The 19262-nt window shown below is 72.4% G+C and carries 9 protein-coding genes; 6 read left to right on the top strand and 3 right to left on the bottom strand.

The features are described from left to right. Positions 1-228: 228 nt before the first annotated feature. From MPPM_RS07905 to MPPM_RS07895, 3 genes are all read right to left on the bottom strand, one after another. A complete protein-coding gene (locus tag MPPM_RS07905) occupies positions 229-507 on the bottom strand; it encodes a hypothetical protein (protein ID WP_096484581.1) in 279 nt (92 codons plus the stop codon). A gap of 418 nt (positions 508-925) precedes the next feature. Then, on the bottom strand, positions 926-1633 hold the full coding sequence (locus MPPM_RS07900; protein ID WP_157914144.1) for a FecR family protein: 708 nt from the start codon (positions 1631-1633) through the stop codon (positions 926-928). 152 nt (positions 1634-1785) lie between these two features. Continuing rightward, positions 1786-3738 (bottom strand): tetratricopeptide repeat-containing glycosyltransferase, encoded by a 1953-nt coding sequence (locus tag MPPM_RS07895; RefSeq protein ID WP_162296260.1) that lies wholly within the window; start codon positions 3736-3738, stop codon positions 1786-1788. Between the two features lie 576 nt (positions 3739-4314). On the opposite strand from MPPM_RS07895, the gene MPPM_RS07890 reads away from it, so the two are divergent. From MPPM_RS07890 to MPPM_RS07865, 6 genes are all read left to right on the top strand, one after another. Beyond that, positions 4315-11373 (top strand): beta strand repeat-containing protein, encoded by a 7059-nt coding sequence (locus MPPM_RS07890; RefSeq protein WP_096484578.1) that lies wholly within the window; start codon positions 4315-4317, stop codon positions 11371-11373. Between the two features lie 65 nt (positions 11374-11438). Further along, complete coding sequence (locus MPPM_RS07885) at positions 11439-13697, top strand: CHASE2 domain-containing protein (RefSeq protein ID WP_096487775.1); 2259 nt, start codon at positions 11439-11441, stop codon at positions 13695-13697. Between the two features lie 476 nt (positions 13698-14173). Continuing rightward, positions 14174-14380, top strand: a complete 207-nt coding sequence (locus MPPM_RS07880) for a hypothetical protein (RefSeq protein WP_096484577.1) — start codon at positions 14174-14176, stop codon at positions 14378-14380. Between the two features lie 20 nt (positions 14381-14400). After that, positions 14401-15306 (top strand): serine O-acetyltransferase, encoded by a 906-nt coding sequence (gene cysE, locus MPPM_RS07875; protein ID WP_244573512.1) that lies wholly within the window; start codon positions 14401-14403, stop codon positions 15304-15306. Positions 15307-15790: 484 nt separating this feature from the next. Next, positions 15791-17182, top strand: a complete 1392-nt coding sequence (locus MPPM_RS29180) for a family 2B encapsulin nanocompartment shell protein (protein WP_096484576.1) — start codon at positions 15791-15793, stop codon at positions 17180-17182. Then, positions 17169-19190, top strand: coding sequence for a family 2A encapsulin nanocompartment cargo protein cysteine desulfurase (locus MPPM_RS07865; protein ID WP_096484575.1), 2022 nt, complete (start codon positions 17169-17171; stop codon positions 19188-19190). The genes MPPM_RS29180 and MPPM_RS07865 overlap by 14 nt, the downstream gene beginning before the upstream one ends. The last annotated feature ends 72 nt before the right edge of the window (positions 19191-19262 follow it).

Genomic DNA, 19262 nt, shown 5'->3' with positions numbered 1-19262 from the left:
CAGCGAATCCGGAGGCCAGTACGACGCCACGCCCGTTGTCCGTGCCGGTAGGGAGAGTGGCGGCGGCAGCGCGTCCTCCGCCGGAGAGAAGATTCCCGCGTCGGGCGCTCGCCGCCAAGCCTGCCGTCGGAGCTCGGGCGAGCCACCGTTCGCCCGCGATGCGCCGGGCCGCACGCACCGGATATCGAAAGCCCCGCGCCGTCGGTCCGGGCGGGGCCGAGGGGCGGCCTACTGACCCGGACCGTTGCCGCCGCCGCCGCCGCTTCCCTGAGGAACGGCGCGCTCGGGCTGATTGGCATTGCCGCCGGCGGCAGAGTTGCCGGTGATGGTGTCGGCTCCCGTGGCGCCGCGCGAGATCGTCACACCCCGGTCGCGACCGCCGGTGACGCTGCCGTCATCCGTCACGATCACCCCCGATCCGGGTCGAGGCTGAGCCGAGGCAGGAAGGCAGGCCAGGGCCGCGAGCGCCAACCCCAAAACACAGGTCATCGTCGATTGGTTCTTCATGGCGGTTCCTGTCGATGTCTGCACGGGCAACCCGGCGTGACGGCCGTTGTTCGTGCTCGGTCGGGAACCGCACCGACCCGCCGCAGCCCGGCTATCGTCACGCCCCACTCGGACGAGTCTCCGGCGCGCAACACTTCGCCTTTTCCTGCGAAATGGGGCGCTGCCCTCTCCAAAACTGTCAAGGTTTGGCTATCAGGCTGATCCGGTCACTCGTGATTGATCGCCGTCATGCTGTCCGTCTCCCGCGCCGTCGTTTTGAAGCATCGTGAGATTTCCGCGCTGCTCGCGACCTATGCCATGTTCCTCAGCGGCGTTCTGATCCTCGCCTGGGCGGCCTAGGCGCTCCGGTCGGGGCGCTCGCTGCCGAGGGGGCGGCGGGCTCGGCGAAGGGCATGAGTCGCGGCGCGATCCGATCGGTTCAGCGTCCGCACAGGGCGGCCAACGCGGTCGGTTGCGGCACCCCGCCGCCCTCCGAGAAGCGTGTCGGCGTGCACAGGCCGGGATTGGCACCGCAATAGCCGTTGAAGCCGAAACGCGTCGCGGAACCGCGAGGGCCGGAGGTCACGCCGCTGGCGGTCACGATGGCGACGGCGCCGGGCTGGTCGAGGGTGAGGCAGGCCTGCGGGCTCGCTTGCCGGGTGCAGACCCGGACCTCGCCATCGACGAGGGTGATGACCGAGCGCGCGCCGGTGGTCCAGACATCGAACACGGTGCCCCGGACGCCGATCGTCGCGACCGGCGTCTTGATCTCGTAGGCCTTCTTGTCGAGGTCGCCGGTCACGAAGCGGTAGGTGCCCTTCAACAGGTTGAGCGCGACCTTCCCCGCCGGCCGCTCCTCGGAATAGACGTACTGGTTGAGGGCGATGCGCGCGTTCGGCCCGATCGAGAGGTTGGTCTGGTCGAGGAAGACGATCTTGGCGAGGCTGTCCGCGCCAGTCTGCACCGCCTCGTCCCGGAACACCGTGTCGCCCTCGGCGAGGCTGTTCCTCTGCGCTCCCTTCAGGCGGGACACGTCGTTCCGCACCACCGTCGTGGCGCCGATCTGCTGGGCCGCGGCCGGACCCGGCAGGCCCAGCGCGAGGCCACCGGCCAAGCCGGCGAAACAGATCCGTCTGACGAGGCTCATCGCGGCGCGGTCCCTCGGGTCGTCGCGCCATCGTAGACGCGAAACGCGCCGAGGCGGCAACGGTACGGGCCGGTTTTCCCGGTGGTGTTGCAAATCGATGGCAAGCCCGCGAGCCATTCTCGAAGTATCCGCCCCCGACCGGGACGAGAGATCTACGGGATCTTGGCAGTCTCCGCAGCCGGGGCGCCGGTCCGGTAGAGGTCGCGCGGATCGGCCCCGATCTGACGGCGGAGGGTCGCGACCGCCTCCGGCGGCAGGGCCTCGATCCAGGCCCGGAATCCGGCGTGATCGGGCTTGTCGCGGACCCCCGGGGGCGGCGCCTCGCCCAGGGCCTGGTAGGCCGCGGCGTAGGTCGCGACGCGGTTGAGCGTCGCCGACCGGGTCCGGCCCCTGGCAAGGCCGCTCGCCCTGGCCCCGAGCAGGAACAGCCGGTCGTCGATCTCGGCGAGCGGCGGCGGCGTCAGCGCCCAATGGCCGAGCAGGGGGAAGGCCACGGGCAGGAAGAGATAGCCGCTGGCATCGACGAAGCTGTCCGCATCCTCCTCGGGAAGCGGCATGACGGTTAGGTCGGGGCGCCGGAGTCGGCGGGAGGCCGTGACCATGCCGCAGCGCTCGAACCCGACGCGCAAAGCCGCCGCAAGGCAATTCTCGATATGGTCCGGATCGTACCAGCACCCGGCATCGAGGAAGCCGATCGCCGTGTAGCCCCGCGCCGCCGCGAGCAGGCCACCGGCCGCCCAGGCCGCGCGCCCGCCGGCCGCGCCCGTCCCGCCGAGGCGGATGAGGTCGGCGACCCCGGCGCTCAGTTCCTCCTCCAGCCGCTCCCGCGGCGGCCCTTCCGCGATCAGGATGTGGTCCACCGCCACGGTCTGGCCCGCCACCGAGGCGAGGCAGCGCCGGAGCATCTCGGGACTTTCCGAGTGGTAGGCCGTCACCACCGCGATCCGCGGGGCGCGGTCCTTCAGCGTCCCGGTCCAGAGCGAGGCGCGGGCCCGCAGGCGCTCGTCGGCATAGTCGCGGTTGGCCCGCACCCGTTCGCGGGTCGCGGCGTCGAGATCCTCCCGCGACAGGAGGAGCGCGCAGGCCACGAGGCAATCCATGTCGCGGCCCGCCCAGTAGGCGTTGACCGCGAATTCATCGAGCAGGCCGATCGCGTAGATCCAGGGCTGAAGGAACAGGCCGGCCTCCGGCCGCGGGCGGCCGAGCCCGCGCTCCGCGGCCGCGAGGCCGAGGGCCCACTCGCCGCGCTGCCGACAGATCAGGGCCGCGGCGTGCAGGGCCTCGACGCGCTCCGGCACGGTCGCGCTCGCACGATCGAGCACGGCCAGGACCGCTTCCGTCGGCGCCCCCTCCCGCGCCATCAGCTTGCCGGCATTGAGCAGGCTCTCGAACACCTCCTGATCCCAGAAGCCGAGTTCGGCCCGCGCGAGATAGGCCTCGATCGCCCGCCCGAATTGGCCGGAATCGCGCAGGCTCTGGGCGAGATAGAAGGTGTAGCGGGCGCGCAGGAACGGGTCGGCCTCCCCCGCCAGCGCGGCCTCCAAGAGGGCGGCATCCCGGGCGAACTTGTGCGGATCGCGCGAGCGCGCGCCGTCGCCGCCGTAGACGATGTGCAGGCCCGCCGCCGCGACGTGCGACCGCGCGGTGGCCGGGATGTCGAGGAATTCGTGGAGGACCGAGCGGTAGCGGAAGGCGAGGCGGTTCGCGAAGAGCTGCGGCCGGCGGTACACCGCTCCGCCGTGATGGATGTCGAGGTCGTAGACGTCGGCGGACAAGCCGGCCTTGAAGGCGGCCGGGTCGAACCCGGCCTCGAAGACGAGCCGGTCGTCGGCATCGATCACCAGCGCGTAGTCGATCGTCGCGTCCTGCCGAAGAGCCGCCAGCGCCGCGCTGCGATTGTGGGCGAAGTCCCGCCACGGGTGCTCGACCACGATGCCGGGAATCCCGTGGCGGGCGAGATAGGCGCGAACGATCTCCGGCGTTCCGTCCCCGGACCCCGTATCGACGACGACGGCGCGGTCGATGAGGGGCCGGACGCTGTCGAGGCAGCGCTCCACGACATGCGCCTCGTCCCTGACCATCATGCACAGGCCGATCGTCGGCATCCCTCCGTCCCCCCGCATCCCACCGTCCGATCGGGTCACGGCACCCGTGCCGGAACCCGCCCGCATCGTCGATGCCGGGCGCGGCGAATCACGATCGGCGACCCGCAGCAAGCGGCCCGTGATCCCAAGGCGGCCCAAAGATCCGGCCTCCGGCCCTGTTGCGGCAAGCCCACACCTCGCGACCATCCCGCCAAATTCGCCTGCGGACGACGGAGTTCACCGACAATGTTCGGCTTCATCGGAACAGGGCGAGAGGGTATCGTTCGCAAGCAGCCCCTCCGGCAAACCAACAAACGCATGATCATGCCATCGGCAGGGCTGTCTCCGCGCGGGGACTTTTCGATCAGAAGGAGCTCTCCGCCGGTCTGCACAGGCTCGGCCCCGGCGATGCATCATCAACGGGATCGGCCAAGGGAATCGCCGTGTCGATGGAAGCATCGGCTATGCGTGAGACAAATTGAAAAATAAGGCTCGAACCCGGCCCACGATTGAAAAACGCGATGACGGGGCCGGGCAGTTCGGCGTGCGGCGGGACCGGCGGTCCCGGGGCACGGGCGCGGGACGGGGTTTGGGGGCATGGCTCAGCAGAAGCGCGACGCGCTGCTCACGACCGTCTTCGTCGGAAGCGCCGTCTTCGCCGTGTTGCTCCCCGGCGCACCGGCATGGCCGGCCAGCGGCGGGGCCGGCGGCCGGACGTCGGGCGGCACGCTCGACAACGGCAGGCCCGGCGCCGATGCGCCCGCCGGCAGCGCCGACCCCGACGGCAATCTCGGCAACTCCGGTGCCGGCGGCGGCGGCAACGGCGGCGGCCCGGGTCTCGCGGGCGGGGCCGGCGGCAGCGGCTACGCCTTTCCCGACGGCGACGGGCCGCTGGTCGCGAGTGCGGGCGGCACGGGCGGGGCCGGGGGCACGAATGGATCGCGCAACGGCGGCGACGGCGGGGACGCGCCGATCTTCTCCACGGGCGGCGCGGGCGGCGGCGGCGGCGGCGCGAGCGGCAACGGCGTCGCCGGACAGGCCCGGTTCGACAATGCGGGCGTGCTGACCGGCGGCGATGGCGGCCGGGGCGGCGGGGCGGTCAACTACGATTCGGCGCAGCCCTTCAGCTTCCAGGGCGGCGGCGGCGGAGGAGCCGGCGGCGAGGGGGCGATCGTCACGGGCGCAGCGGCGAGCACCAACGCCGCCGGCGGCATCCTGCAGGGCGGGGCCGGCGGTGCGGGCGGCGACGGGCAGGCCGGCGGCGGCGGCGGCGAGGGCGGTATCGGACTGCGCAATGCCGGGACGGGCGCTTTCACCAATGCCGGGGCGATCCGGGGCGGCGGCGGCGGCAATGGCGGCGGCACGGCGCGGGCCGATGGCGGCCCCGCGGGGGCCGGCGGCGCGGGCGGGCTCGGCGTCTTCCTGTCGGGGCCCAGCCCCTTCACCAACGGGGCGGGCGGCACGATCACCGGCGGGGCCGGCGGCGTCGGCGGAAGCCTCGGATTTCCCGGCCAAGCGCCGCGCACGATTCTCGGTGCGTCCGGCGAGGGCGGCGCCGGCCTCTCCGGACCGGCCGGCGCGAGCCTGTCCAATGCCGGCACCATCACCGGCGGGACCGGCGGCGCCGGCGCCGTCGGCGCGCCCGGCTTCGTCGAGATCGTCGGACCTTCGGGGGCGCCGGTCGCCATCGGCGGAACCGGCGGGACGGGCGGGACCGGCGGCCGCGGCGGGGCCGGCGTGCAGCTCACCGGCGCGGACGGCTTCGGCAATACCGGTATCCTGGCCGGCGGCATCGGCGGCATCGGCGGAACGGGCGGCGCGGCGGGCGGGGTCGGCGAGGGACCGGCCGGTCCGCCCGACGCCTCCGGCGGGACGGGCGGCACCGGCGGAACGGGCGGGACCGGATTGCGGATCGGCGGCGGCACCGCCCTCGGCAATACCGGGACCGTTCTCGGCGGCGACGGCGGACGGGGCGGTGACGGCGGCCTGCCGGGCTTCAGCCTGGAAAGCCTCGGCGGGGCCGGGGGCCGGGGCGGCGCGGGCGGGATCGGGGCCGAGATCGCCGGCACCGACTTCAGCAATTCCGGGCTCATCGCCGGCGGACGCGGCGGCGCGGGCGGAGACTTCGGCACGGTCGGCGCTTCGGGCGCGGCCGGCGCGACGGGTGTCGCCGGCCTCGGCGGAACCGGCGGCACCGGCCTCCTGCTCGACGGCGCCGGCCGCCTCACCAACGCCGCTTCGGGCCGCATCGCGGGCGGAACCGGCGGGACCGGCAACGGCGCCGGTGGGATCGGCGTGCTCGCTCCCGCCGGCGGCACCCTGGTCAATGCCGGGACGATCACCGGCGGTGCGGGGTCTCCCGGCGCCAGCGGCGCCACGGGCAGCGCGGGCCTGGGCGGAACGGCCGTCGTCGGCGCCGGTCTCGCCATCGTCAATTCCGGCCTCATCGCGGTCGGCTTCGGCGCCACCGGTCCCGCCGCGGCGGAGACGGGCCGGGCCATCAGCTTCACCGGCGGGCTCAACAGCCTGACCCTGCTCTCGACCTCGCAGATCGACGGGGCGGTCGTCGCCTTCAGCGCCGCCGACCGGCTCATCCTCGGCGGCGGTGCCGACGGGACCTTCTCCACGGCCGCGATCGGAGCGCAGTACCGGAATTTCGGCGTGTTCCAGAAGGTCGATACCGGCACGTGGACGCTCACCGGAACGACACCGGCCGCGACCCCCTGGCAGGTGCTGGGCGGGGCGCTCGCGGTCAGCGCGGATGCCAATCTCGGCGCGCCGTCGGGCGGGATCCTGCTGAACGGCGGAACGCTCCGGGCCACCGCCGCCCTCTCGACGTTCCGGACGGTCACCCTGGGCGAGGCCGGCGGGGCGATCCAGGCGGATGCGGGCGTGGCAATGGCCGCGGGCGGGCCGCTCGTCGGCGCGGGCGGGCTGACGAAGAGGGGGCTCGGCACCCTGACCCTGACCGGCACCAACACCTACACCGGCGCGACGACGGTCGCCGCCGGCACGCTGGCGCTCGCGGGCTCGGGCTCCATCAATGCCTCGAGCGGGGTCGCCCTGGCCAGCGGCGCCACCTTCGACATTGCCGGGCTGACCAGCGGCATCGCCGCCATCCGAAGCCTCGGCGACACCGCCGCGGGCCAGGCCGGCACGGTGGCACTCGGCACCAGCCGCCTCATCCTGACGGACGCCTCCGGTACGTTTTCCGGCCGCATCACCGGCCTCGGCGACGTGGTGCTCGCCGGCGGAAGCCAGACGTTGGCGGGCGCGAACAGCTTCAACGGGGTCACGACCGTGACCGGCGGCACCCTGACGCTCGCGCCCGGCGGCGCGCTGGCTGCCTCGGTGACGACGGGGGCCGGGGGCAGCTTCGCCAATGCCGGGACGGTGAGCGGCGGCCTCACCAATGCCGGCTCCGCGATCAACGACGGCACCATCGCCGGGCCGGTCGCCAATAGCGGCGGCTTCGTCAATCGCGGCACGGCCGGGGCGCTGTTCAGCACGGCGGGCGCGGTAACGAGTACCGGCACGCTGAACGGCGCGGTGATCATCACCGGCGGCAGCCTCGCTCTCGGCCCCGGCAGCCTCGTCACCGGCGCGCTGACGAACGGCGCCACGGTCACGGCCCAGGGCCGGATCGCGGGCTCGGTGACGAATGCGGCCGGGGCGCGCTTCACGCTCTCCGGCGCGCTCGCCGACCTCACCGCGCTGAGCAATGCCGGCACCGTGAGCCTCGCCGGCAACGCGCTCGGCATCGGCATCCTGACGGGCGAGGGCGGCGTGATCCAGAACGGTGCCGCGACGGCGGCGACCCTGACGCTGGGCGCCGGCAGCACCGCCGGGACCGTGCTGCAGGACGGTCCAGGCGGCGGCGCGCTGTCCCTGGCGAAGGTCGGGATCGGCTTTCTGACCCTGTCGGGCACCAATACCTATAGCGGCGGCACGGCGCTCAACGGCGGCTCGGTCCTCGTGTCGAGCGATGCCAGCCTCGGCGCGGCAACGGGCGGCCTGAGCTTCGGCGGCGGCACGCTCTCCACGGAAGGCAACTTCACCACCGGCCGCGCACTCACCCTCGGCGCCTCGGGCGGCACGCTGGCACCGGGTGCGGAGACGAGCCTCACACTAACCGGCGTGGTCGGCGGCCCCGGCGGACTCACCGTGGCCGGGGCCGGCCGCGTCGTCCTGACCGGAACCAACAGCTACGGCGGCGGCACGCTGGTGAATGCCGGCGCCACCCTGCAGGTCGGTGCCGGCGGTACGGCCGGCTCGATCCCCGGCAACGTCGTGACCAACGGGACGCTGACCCTCGACCGCTCGGACCGGCTGGATCTGGCCGGCGTCATCTCCGGGGCCGGCATCCTGAACCAGTCGGGCGCGGGCGTGACGACGCTCGCCGGCAGCAACGGGCCGGCGGCCCAGTTCACCGGCACCGCCATCGTCAATGCCGGCACGCTGGCGATCAACGGCACCTTCGGCGACACCGCGGGCAACCGCGCGCGCGTCACCGTCAACGCCGGCGGCACCCTGCACGGGTCCGGCACGATCGCCGGCTCGGTCGCCGTCAACGGCGGCACCGTCTCGGCCGGCAACTCGCCGGGCACGCTGACGGTCGCCGGCAACTACACCCTCAATCCCGGCTCGACCTCGCTGTTCGAGTTCGGAAACCCCGGCATCGTCGGCGGAAGCGGCAACGACCTCATCAATGTCGGCGGCAATCTCGGGCTCGGCGGCACGCTCAGCCTCGTCTCGGCGGCCGGCGCCACGGCCGCACCGGTCTCGGGCGCCTACCGGCTGTTCAATTACGGCGGCACGGTCTCAGGCGCCTTCGACGGGATCACCACGCCGGGCGCCGGCACCAGCGCGCTCGTCTACACCGACATCCCGCGTCAGGTGAACGTGCTGCTGGCCAACGGCAACCAGTCGGTGCAGCTCTGGGACGGCACCGATACCAACGGCGCCGCGGCCGGCGGCCAGGGCGGCACCGGCATCTGGAGCGCGGGCGGCACCAACTGGACGCGCCTGCCCGGCGGACAGATCAATGACCTCTGGCGCTCCGGCGTCGGCCTGTTCGGCGGAAGCGCCGGCACGGTGACGGTGGCCGGGACGCAGAACGTTCAGGGCCTGCAATTCACGGTCGACGGCTATCGGCTCGGCGGCCCCGGCGCGCTCAACCTGACCGGCGACCCCTTCTCCACGCCGGGCCAGAGCTTCGTCACCGTCGATCCGGGCGTCTCCGCCACCATCGCCACCGCTCTGACCGGGCAGACGGCGGCGATCGGCCTGCGCAAGCTCGGAGCCGGCACGCTGACCCTGTCGGGCGCGAACACCTATACCGGAGCGACGACGATCGAGGCAGGCACGCTGGCGCTCGCGGGCACCGGCGCGCTGGCCTCCTCGGTGACGACGGGGGCCGGGGGCAGCTTCGCCAATGCCGGGACGGTGGGCGGCGGCCTCACCAATGCCGGCTCCGCCAGCAACGACGGCACCATCACCGGGCCGGTGACGAACAGCGGCAGCTTCGTCAACCGCGGCACCGCCGGCGCGCTGACCAGCACGGCGGGCACGGTGACGAATACCGGCACGCTGAACGGCGCGGTGATCGTCACCGGCGGCAGCCTTGCTCTCGGCCCGGGCAGCCTCGTCGACGGCGCGCTGACGAACGGCGCCGCGGTGACGGCGCAAGGGCGGATCACGGGGCCGGTGACGAACGCGGCCGGGGCCGGCTTCACGCTCTCCGGGGCGCTGGCCAACCTCACCGCCATGACCAATGCCGGCACCGTGAGTCTGGCCGGGAACAGCCTCGGCATCGGCACCCTGACGGGCGAGGGCGGGGTGATCCAGAACGGGGCCGCCACGGCGGCGACGCTGACGCTGGGCGCCGGCAGCAGCGCCGGAACCGTGCTGCAGGACGGTCCAGGCGGCGGCGCGCTGTCCCTGGCGAAGGTCGGGACCGGCACGCTGACGCTCACGGGGGCCAGTCCCTATAGCGGCGGGACGCGGGTGGCCGGCGGCACCCTGGCGCTCGGTGGGGCGGGCACGGCGGGCAGCGGCGCTATCGCGCTCGATGCCGGCACCCGCCTCGCCTTCCTCGGAAGCGGCTACACGGTCGGGAACGCGATCCGCCTCGCCGGGCCCGGTCCCGCGACGATCGAGTCCGGCCCTGGCACGGTCGCCCTGTCGGGACCGATCACCGGCCCCGGCGCCCTGGAGAAGGCCGGCCTCGGCACGCTGGTGGTCTCCGGCACCGGCAACTATGCCGGTGGTACCGCGGTCACGGCCGGCATCCTCCAGGTCGACGGGGCGCTGACCGGCTCGTCGATCCTGACGGTCGGTCCCGGCGCGGGCCTGACCGGCACCGGCCGGGTCGGCGCGCTCACGGTCCAGCCGGGGGGATTCGTGGCGCCCGGCAACGCGATCGACCCCACCGGCACGCTGACGGCGGAGGGGCCGGTGGTGCTCGGCGCCGGCTCCACTCTGGCGACGACCCTGTCGCTGACGGCGGCGAGCCGGCTCGTCACACCCTCCACCGCGACGATCGCATCGGGCGGCACGCTCCAGATCACGCCGTCGACGCTGGCCTACACCACGCCGGTGCGGCTGCCGATCCTGGTGGCGAGCGCGGGGCTGACCGGTCAGTTCACGACCGTGACCTTCACCGCGCCGGTGCGGGGCCTGCAGCCGATCGTCGGCTACGACGCGGGCAGCGCCTACCTCCAGTTCGGCGAGGTCGAACCCGGCCGCCCGACCGAACCGGGGCGGGACCTGACGAGCGCGATCGCCTCGGCGCAGGGGCTGGCGCGCGACCGCTTCGGCGCCTTCGTGACGCAGCGGATCCTCGGCAGCGTGCTCACCGGGTTCAACCAGCAGATCAGCTGCGGCGACTGCGTCAGCGGCTTCGGCATGGCCGGCTCCTACAGCGTCGGCGCGCAGGGCCGTAAGACGCTCACCGAGGAGCTGATCGCCATCGGCGGCTTCGCCTATACCGGCTACGACAGCGGCCGGGTCCGGGTCTCCGGCGGGCCGCTCTTCGCCGGCCTGCTGCGCTACGATCCGGCCGGCCTCGGCTCGGTGCGGCCGTTCGTGGATGTCGGCGGCCTGTTCGCGCCGAGCCAGACCACGACCTACAGCCGCGGCTACACCTTCGGGACCATGGCCGGCCAGGGCACCGGGCGGGTGTCGAGTCTCGGCGGCTCGGTCTTCGGCCGGGTCGGTACCGTCGCCCGATTGTCGCCGCAGGACGAGGTCGCGGCGGCCGTCGAGTACAGCCGCGGCTGGCAATATGCCGGCGCCTACACCGAGGGCCTGCTCGCCCCGAACCCCTACGCCCTGGCGAGCCGCGGCGGCACCGACATCATCAACATCGCCAAGCTCGGCGGGCAGGTCACGCATCTGTTCGGCGCCGCGATCGAGGCGCAGCTCAACCTCGGCGTCGCCCACGGCTTCGGCCTGAAGAGCGGCCTCAACGGGACGGTGGCGGACGTGCCGTTCACGACCCCGATCAAGGATCTCACCTGGGCCGAGTACGGGGCGCGGATCAGCTACCGCGTACGGCAGGATCTGGCGCTCGACGGCTTCATCCTCGGCACGCTCGGGCCGCAGCCGGTCGGCGACACCATCCACGGCGGCGCCTCGGTGCGCTACGCGTTCTGACGCCTCTCGGGCACGAGGAGCGGCGGATGAGGCTGCGGACAGGGCCGCGGATGCGCAGGACGATCATGCCCGCCCTGTCCGCCGGCCGGGGCCTCCTCGGCTGGATCGGCCGCCTCGGCCGCCGCATCGGGCCCGGGCGGCTGCTGGCGAGCGGCCTGCTCGTGCTGCTGCTGCTGCTGCGGATCACCGATCCGCCGCCGGTGGAGGCCCTGCGCGTGCGCACCTTCGACGCGCTGCAGGTGCTCGCGCCGCGGGTGCCGCCGGCCGAGCGCCCGGTGGCCATCGTCGATATCGACGAGGCGAGCCTCCGGGAGTTCGGCCAGTGGCCGTGGACGCGCACGCGGCTGGCCGCGCTCTGCCGGAAGCTGCGGGAGGCCGGCGCGGCCATCGCCGCCTTCGACATCGTCTTCTCCGAGCCCGACCGCCTGTCGCCGCCGCTGCTCGCCGAGACCCTGCCGGAGCTGAGCGAGGCGGCCCGCGCCGACCTGCGGGCGCAGCCCGACAGCGACGCGGTCTTCGCCGAGGCGATCGGGCGCCTGCCCGTGGTGCTGGGCCAAACCGCCGCAAGCACCCCCGTCGACTGGACGGGGGAGGGTCCGCCGCCGCAGACCGGCACCGCCGTGGTGGGGACGGATCTCGACCCGGAGACGGCGCTGATCGGCTTTCCCGGCCTGATCCGCAACCTGCCCCTACTGGAGCACGCCGCCGCCGGGCGGGGCGTCTTCACCATCAGCCCCGAGCGGGACGGCGTGGTGCGGCGGGTGCCGCTGGTGCTGCGGGCGGGCGGCACCGTAGTGCCGACGCTGGCCCTCGACATCCTGCGGGTGGCGACCGGCGCCGACACCCTGCTGATCCGCACCGACGAGACCGGCGTCGTCTCGATCCGCCTGCCCGAACTCACGGTGCCGACCGATCCGCGCGGGCAGATCTGGGTGCGCTTCAGCCCGCACGATCCGGGGCTCTACGTCTCGGCCAAGGACCTCCTGAACGGCACGGTCCCGCCCGAACGGCTGCGCGAAAAGATCGTCCTCGTCGGCACCTCGTCCGTGGGCCTGCTCGACAACCGAACCACGCCGCTGGACCGCTCGATGCCGGGGGTCGAGATCCACGCGCAGCTTCTCGAAAATCTGCTGACCGGCACCACCCTCACCGTGCCGAACGAGGCGACCCTGATCGAGGTCGGGGCCACGGCGGCGGTGTCGCTCGCCATCATCCTGTTCGCCCCGATCCTCGGTGCGCTCGGCCTGCTCATGTTCGGCAGCCTCGTCGCGGCGCAGCTCGTCTTCGTCTCGTGGTACCGGTTCTCCGCCCACGGCATCCTGTTCGATGCCACCTACCCGCTGCTGACGACCTTCTCCGTCTACCTCACCCTGGTCTTCACCAATTACTTCCGCGAGCAGGCCGGGCGCCGCCGCATCCGCACCGCCTTCGGCCGCTACCTGTCGCCGGACCTCGTGGAGCAGCTCGCCCACTCGCCCGAGCCGCTGCGGCTCGGCGGCGAGGAGCGGCGCCTGACGATCATGTTCTCGGACGTGCGCGGCTTCACCGCGATCGCCGAGTTCTACAAGGACGATCCGGCCGGGCTCACGGCCCTGATGAACCGCTTCCTCACACCGCTCACCCGCGCCATCCTCGACCGGCAGGGGACGATCGACAAATACATGGGCGACGCGATCATGGCGTTCTGGAACGCGCCGCTGCCCGTCGACGACCACGAGGCCCACGCCGCGGCGGCCGCCCTCGACATGCTGGCGCGGATGGACGCCCTGAACGCCGCCCGCCGGAGCGAGGCGGAAGCGGGCGGGCACCCGGTCCTCCCGCTGGATGTCGGCATCGGCATCAACACCGGGCCCTGCGTCGTCGGCAACATGGGCTCCGACCTGCGCTTCGACTATTCGGTGCTCGGCGACCCCGTGAACGTCGCCTCCCGCCTGGAGGGACAATCGAAGCCCTACGGGGTGAAGATCGTGCTGGGCGCGGCGACGGCCGACGCCATCCGCGAACGCTTCCCGTTGCTCGAGGTCGATCGCGTGCGGGTGAAGGGCAAGAGCGAGCCCGAGACCGTCTTCACCCTCGTCGGCGACGAGGATTTTCGCAGGTCCGAGCGGTTCCGACGGCTCGCGGCCCGGCACGCCGAAATGATCGCGGCCTACCGGGCCCGGCAATGGGACGAGACCGCCGCCGCCGCGCAAGCCTGCCGCGCGCTGGCCCGGGATCGACGGATCGACGGCCTCTACGCGCTCTACGTCGAGCGCGCCGACACCTTCCGCCGGGAGCCGCCGCCGGCCGATTGGGACGGCGTTACCGTCGCCGCCACGAAGTAGCCGGTGGGACGCCGCAGGAGACCGCGGACGGTCTGCGAGGCTCCGAACCCGCGAGGCCTCGCGGATTTTTCACTTCGGGCAGCGCCGGCGGACTCGTCATGGGCCTTGCGAAGGTCCTGCCAGGAATCCGGCCGCTCCGGCACAAATCCTCTCCGCGGACGGGACGGGCGAGAAGGTTCGTCTCAACTCTTCGCCGGCCTTGCCAGACCTTGCCGCCGCGGCGGTGCCGACGCGCCGCCTCGGCCGGCCCCACCTCCCCGATCACGACTTGCCAAACCGCGCCAGATCTCCAATTATCAATATAAGACAATAGCTTAGCGAATAACATGCTTTCGTCTGTCTCTGCCGCGACTGAAATCTTCTCCGCCGGCCGGGGACGTTCGGAAAACCCTTTCCAACCCCGAAACCCAAACCACTCGCAACCGCAAAACCGGAATCAGGCCGATCTCAGCGGCCGCTTGAGGGAGTTCGATGCCATGGCTGCAGCGACGGTGATCCCGGGCGATCAGGTCGTGTTCGAGCGACTCGACCTCGCCGAAGCCCTCGGGATCTGGCGCCATGCGCGCGGCCGGGTCGTCGGCATTCACGGGCAGGGCCGGGGGCTGGCCACCATCGACGTGAAGTTCGAAGGCCACGAAACCCTGCAGCGCTACCTGCCCGACCTGTTCCGCCGCGTTCACTGATCGGCCGAGGAGGCCTGACCATGACCGCGCACATCACGGCGCAGCCGGCGACGCAAGTCACGACACCTGTGACGACGCACGCGGCGATCCCGCCGCCCTTCCCGCCGCCCCTGCGCACCACGAGCCGCAGCACCCGCGAGGCCGACGTCTGGTCGGAACTCCGGGCGGAGGCCGAGGCGGCGCTGATCGAGGAGCCGCTCTATGCGGGGATCGTCCAGGCGACGGTCCTCGACCAGCGCAACCTCGCCCAGGCGCTGGCCCATCGCCTCGCCCACCGCCTCGGCGACGGCGACCTCTCGCGGCTCGCCATGCGCGACCTCTGCCTCTCCGCCTTCGAGGCGGATCCCCATGCCGGCGCGCACGCGGTGCGCGACCTGATCGCCATCCGCGAGCGCGACCCGACCTGCCGGCGCTATCTCGATCCGTTCCTGTTCTACAAGGGGTTCGCCGCGCTCGAAGCCTACCGGGTCGCGCACTGGCTCTGGCACCAGGGCCGGGCGACGCTTGCCCTCCACGTCCAGAGCCGCATCTCGGAAGTGTTCGGCTGCGACATCCATCCCGCCGCCCGGATCGGCTCGGGCGTGTTCATCGATCACGCCACCGGCGTGGTGATCGGCGAGACCACGGTGATCGCCGACGACGTCTCGATCCTGCAATCGGTCACCCTCGGCGGAAACGGCAAGGAGAGCGGCGACCGCCATCCGAAGATCGCGCGGGGTGTGTTGCTCAGCGTCGGGGCGAAGGTGCTGGGCAATATCCGCGTGGGGGAGGGGGCGAAGGTCGCCGCCGCCGCGGTGGTGCTGCACGAGGTTCCCCCGCACACCACCGTGGCCGGCGTGCCGGCGCGGGTGGTCTCGCGCATCGCCCCGGACGAGGCGCCCGCCCTGAGCATGGACCAGTCCTTCGGTTTCGGCGACGGGATCTGAGCGCGGACGGGGCATGCGGACGGCGGACAGGCGGTCTGTCAGGCGGTCCGTGGGGCACTCTGAGCGGCCTTCGAGGGAAAATCCAATCCGGTCAGATCGCCCTCCCTCAGTCGGCAAAGTCCTGCCAGCGAGGGAATACGGCTCTATTTTATCACGAACTTAAATTATTCAATCCCTGTTTATACGATATACAAAACAATATGATCTCCATATCAACATAAATTTAGAACATTGTTCCGTTGACCCTGATTTGATACTTCGCCTATCCCTGAGCCGCGACGCACCAACACTGAACGCGCCGCACAATTGCGAACGACAATTGTCATTGGCGCGCAATCTTGCGCGCCGACACCAATCCGCTCGACCTGATTACCAGGTTTCGTGCGGGTCCCTTCATCGCGGCCGCACCCTCGTGTGCCGCGGCCCCAGGCGGGCCGGACGCCGCGCCTCAACAGCCGAACACGACGGACGGAGACATCAGACGATGAGCGGACCGGGTTTGAGCGTCAGCGCTTCAGCGGCACGCAACCTTGCGACAGCGACCGTCACCTCGGTTCAGAACGCGGCCAATACGCCGCGCTGGCTCCTGCGGCTCCTGCCCTTCGTCGACGTCCCGGGCGGCGTCTACCGCGTCAACCGCAGGGCCGTGGTGCTGGCCAAGCCCGGCCGCATCGATCTCGCCACCGAGGACAAGGGCCGCGTCGTGCGCCCGGGCTCGCTGCGCGCCGTGCCGCTGTTCAGCCGCCTGGGCGATGCCGAACTCGCCGCGCTGGCGGGCAAGTTCACGGAGAGCCGGCACAAGGCCGGTGAGGTGATCCACGAGGAGGGCTCGACCGGCCGCAGCCTCGTCGTGGTCGCCGACGGCACGGTCGAGCTGACGCTATCGGGTCCCTACAAGGGCCGGCTGCGCCAGGGGCTCGCGACCCGCGGCGACTATTTCGGTGACGGCGACCTCGTCGGCGAGGCCGCGCCGGCCCCGGCCGTGAAGGCGCTCTCGGCGGTGACCCTGCTGACCCTCGACCGCACCGCGATCGAGAGCGACGAGATCCGCGCCCGCATCACCCAGCACCAGGAGGAGCGCGACCGGCTGAAGGGTCACACCAACTCCTACGGCGAGCAGGGCATCGAGCTCCTGGCGGTCCATGCCGGCGAGCCGCGCCTGCCCACCACCTTCGTCGATTACGAGGTCGATCCGCGCGAGTACCACCTCTCGACGATCCAGACGATCCTCAACACCCATACCCGCGTCACCGACCTCTACTCGAACGAGATCGACCAGCTCCGCGAGCAGATCCGCCTCACCGTCGATGCGGTGAAGGAGCGCGAGGAGTGGGAGTTGCTCAACAACTCGCAGTTCGGCCTGCTCAACGAGGTCAGCGGCCGCCAGCGCATCCCGACCCGCGGCGGCCCGCCCACTCCGGACGATCTCGACGAGCTGCTGACGCTGGTGTGGAAGAAGCCGGCCTTCTTCGTGGCGCACCCCCGCGCCATCGCGGCCTTCGGCCGGGAGGCGACCCGCCGCGGCGTGCCGCCGGTGGTGGTGCACCTGTTCGGCGCGCCCTTCATCACCTGGCGCGGCGTGCCGCTGGTGCCGAGCGACAAGCTGCCGATCGACATCGATCCGGCGACCGGCGCCCAGACCACCTCGATCCTGCTGGTGCGCGTCGGCGAGGGCGAGCAGGGCGTGGTCGGCCTGCACAAGTCGGGCGTCACCGGCGAGATCGAGCCCGGCCTGTCGGTGCGATACATGGGCACCAACGACCACTCCATCGCCTCGCATCTCGTGACCCGCTACTTCTCGGCCGCCGTGCTGGTCGAGGACGCGATCGCCCGTCTCGATAACGTGCTGCTCGGCAACTACCATGACTATGCCTGAGGCGACGTCTTTGGGCTTTCCCGCCATCGGCATCCCCTCGGGCAATCCGGGCGAGCTCGCTCACGCCGATCTCGTCGGGCGCCTCGCCCGCGAGATCTACGGGCAGGGGCAGGCCGCGAGCCAGCCCTTCGCCCCGGCGATTCCCGCCGGCCCGCAGCTTCCGCAGGCGCTCGAGGGCCTGCCGCAGGGACCCGGTGGGGCACCGCTCCCGAGTGCCTCGCTCGGCCTCCCCTCGGCGCCGACCGGGGGGCAGCCCTCCGGCCTGCAGCCGGACGCCGCATCACTCGCGGCGCGCTCCTTCGGGGCGCCGCCGGTGGGCCTGCCCGGCCTCTCCGGCCCGAGCCTGCCGAACCTCGCCCCCGCGGGCCCGGCCTTCGCCGACACCGCCACGATCCCGCCGGTCCATCCGGCGAGCCCGCGCCCGTGCCTGCCGGATTTCTCGTTCCCGAGCGTGCCGGCCCTGGCGGCGGGTCTTCCCGGCGGCCCGGACCTGCACCGGCAGATCGCGGCGGACCATCCCCGCGCCAACGCCTTCGCTCATGCGCTCGCACCGCACCTCGTGCCGGCCGACCCGTCGCGGGCCGGCGTGGACGAGGCGCAGGAGAGCTTCCGCAGGACCGGGCGCCTGTCGCGGGCACCCGAGGCGGCCTCCGGAGCTCCGGCGTCCGACTACTACTTCCTGAATCTCGGCCCCGGCCCCGCCCGCCGGGCGCCGGCCGCCCCGCGGGTCGAACCGAGCCGTCATCCGGGCCCCGCCCCGCGGGCGCTTGCGCACGGGTCGAGCCCGGTCGCGGCGCCCTTCGACGTCGAGAGCGTGCGGCGCGACTTCCCGGCACTGCACCAGAGCGTCAACGGGCATCCGCTGGTCTGGCTCGACAACGCCGCGACCACGCACAAGCCGCAGGCCGTGATCGACGCGACCTCGGAGTTCTACGGCCGCCACAACTCGAACATCCACCGGGCCGCGCACACGCTGGCGGCGCGCTCCACCGACCTGTTCGAGGGCGGGCGCGAGGCGGTGCGCCGCTTCCTCAACGCGCCGAGCAAGGACGACATCGTCTTCCTGCGCGGCACCACGGAGGCGATCAACCTCGTCGCCAACTCCTACGGCCGGGCGAATATCGGGCCGGGCGACGAGATCATCCTCTCGACGATCGAGCACCACGCCAACATCGTGCCCTGGCAACTGCTCGCACAGCAGACGGGCGCGACGATCCGGGTGATCCCGGTCAACGACCGCGGCGAGATCATCTTCGAGCAATACGCGGCGCTGCTGTCGGGCCGCACGAAGATCGTCTCGGTGACGCATGTCGCCAACGCGCTCGGCACGGTGAACCCGATCCGGGAGATCATCGCGCTCGCCCACGCCTACGGCGTACCGGTGCTGGTCGATGCGGCGCAATCCTCGCCGCACATGCCCCTCGACGTGCAGGCGCTCGACGCCGACTTCCTCGTCTTCTCCGGGCACAAGGTGTTCGGGCCGACCGGGATCGGCGCCCTCTACGGCAAGACCGCCTTCCTCGAAGCGATGCCGCCCTGGCAGGGCGGCGGCCACATGATCGAGGACGTCACCTTCGCGCGCACCGTCTACAAGGGCGCGCCGGAGAAGTTCGAGGCCGGAACGCCCGACATCGCCGGGGCCGTCGGCCTGGGCGCGGCGCTCGACTACCTCGAGAGCATCGGGCTTCCCGCCATCGCGGCCTACGAGCACGACCTCCTGGACTACGCGCAAGCGGGACTGGCCGAGGTGAAGGGCCTGCGCCTGATCGGCACGGCGCGGGAGAAGGCGAGCGTGATGTCCTTCACCATCGAGGGGCAGGAGAACGAGGCGGTGGCCCACCATCTCGACGGGCACGGCATCGCCGTGCGCTCGGGCCATCACTGCGCCCTGCCGGCCCTGCGCCGCTTCGGCGTCGATCAGTCGGTGCGCGCCTCGCTCGCCTTCTACAACACGCGCGCCGAGGTCGATGTCTTCCTGAGGGCGCTGCACAGCCTGCCGCGCACCTGACGCGCGCCGACGAACCGCCTCGCCCCGGAGACCGGATCCGGGGCGAGGCGTGGGGCTTCGGCTCCCGCTCAG

Source organism: Methylorubrum populi (assembly GCF_002355515.1).
In the GTDB taxonomy this organism is placed as follows: domain Bacteria; phylum Pseudomonadota; class Alphaproteobacteria; order Rhizobiales; family Beijerinckiaceae; genus Methylobacterium; species Methylobacterium populi_A.
This window is presented reverse-complemented; position numbering and strand designations above follow the sequence as displayed.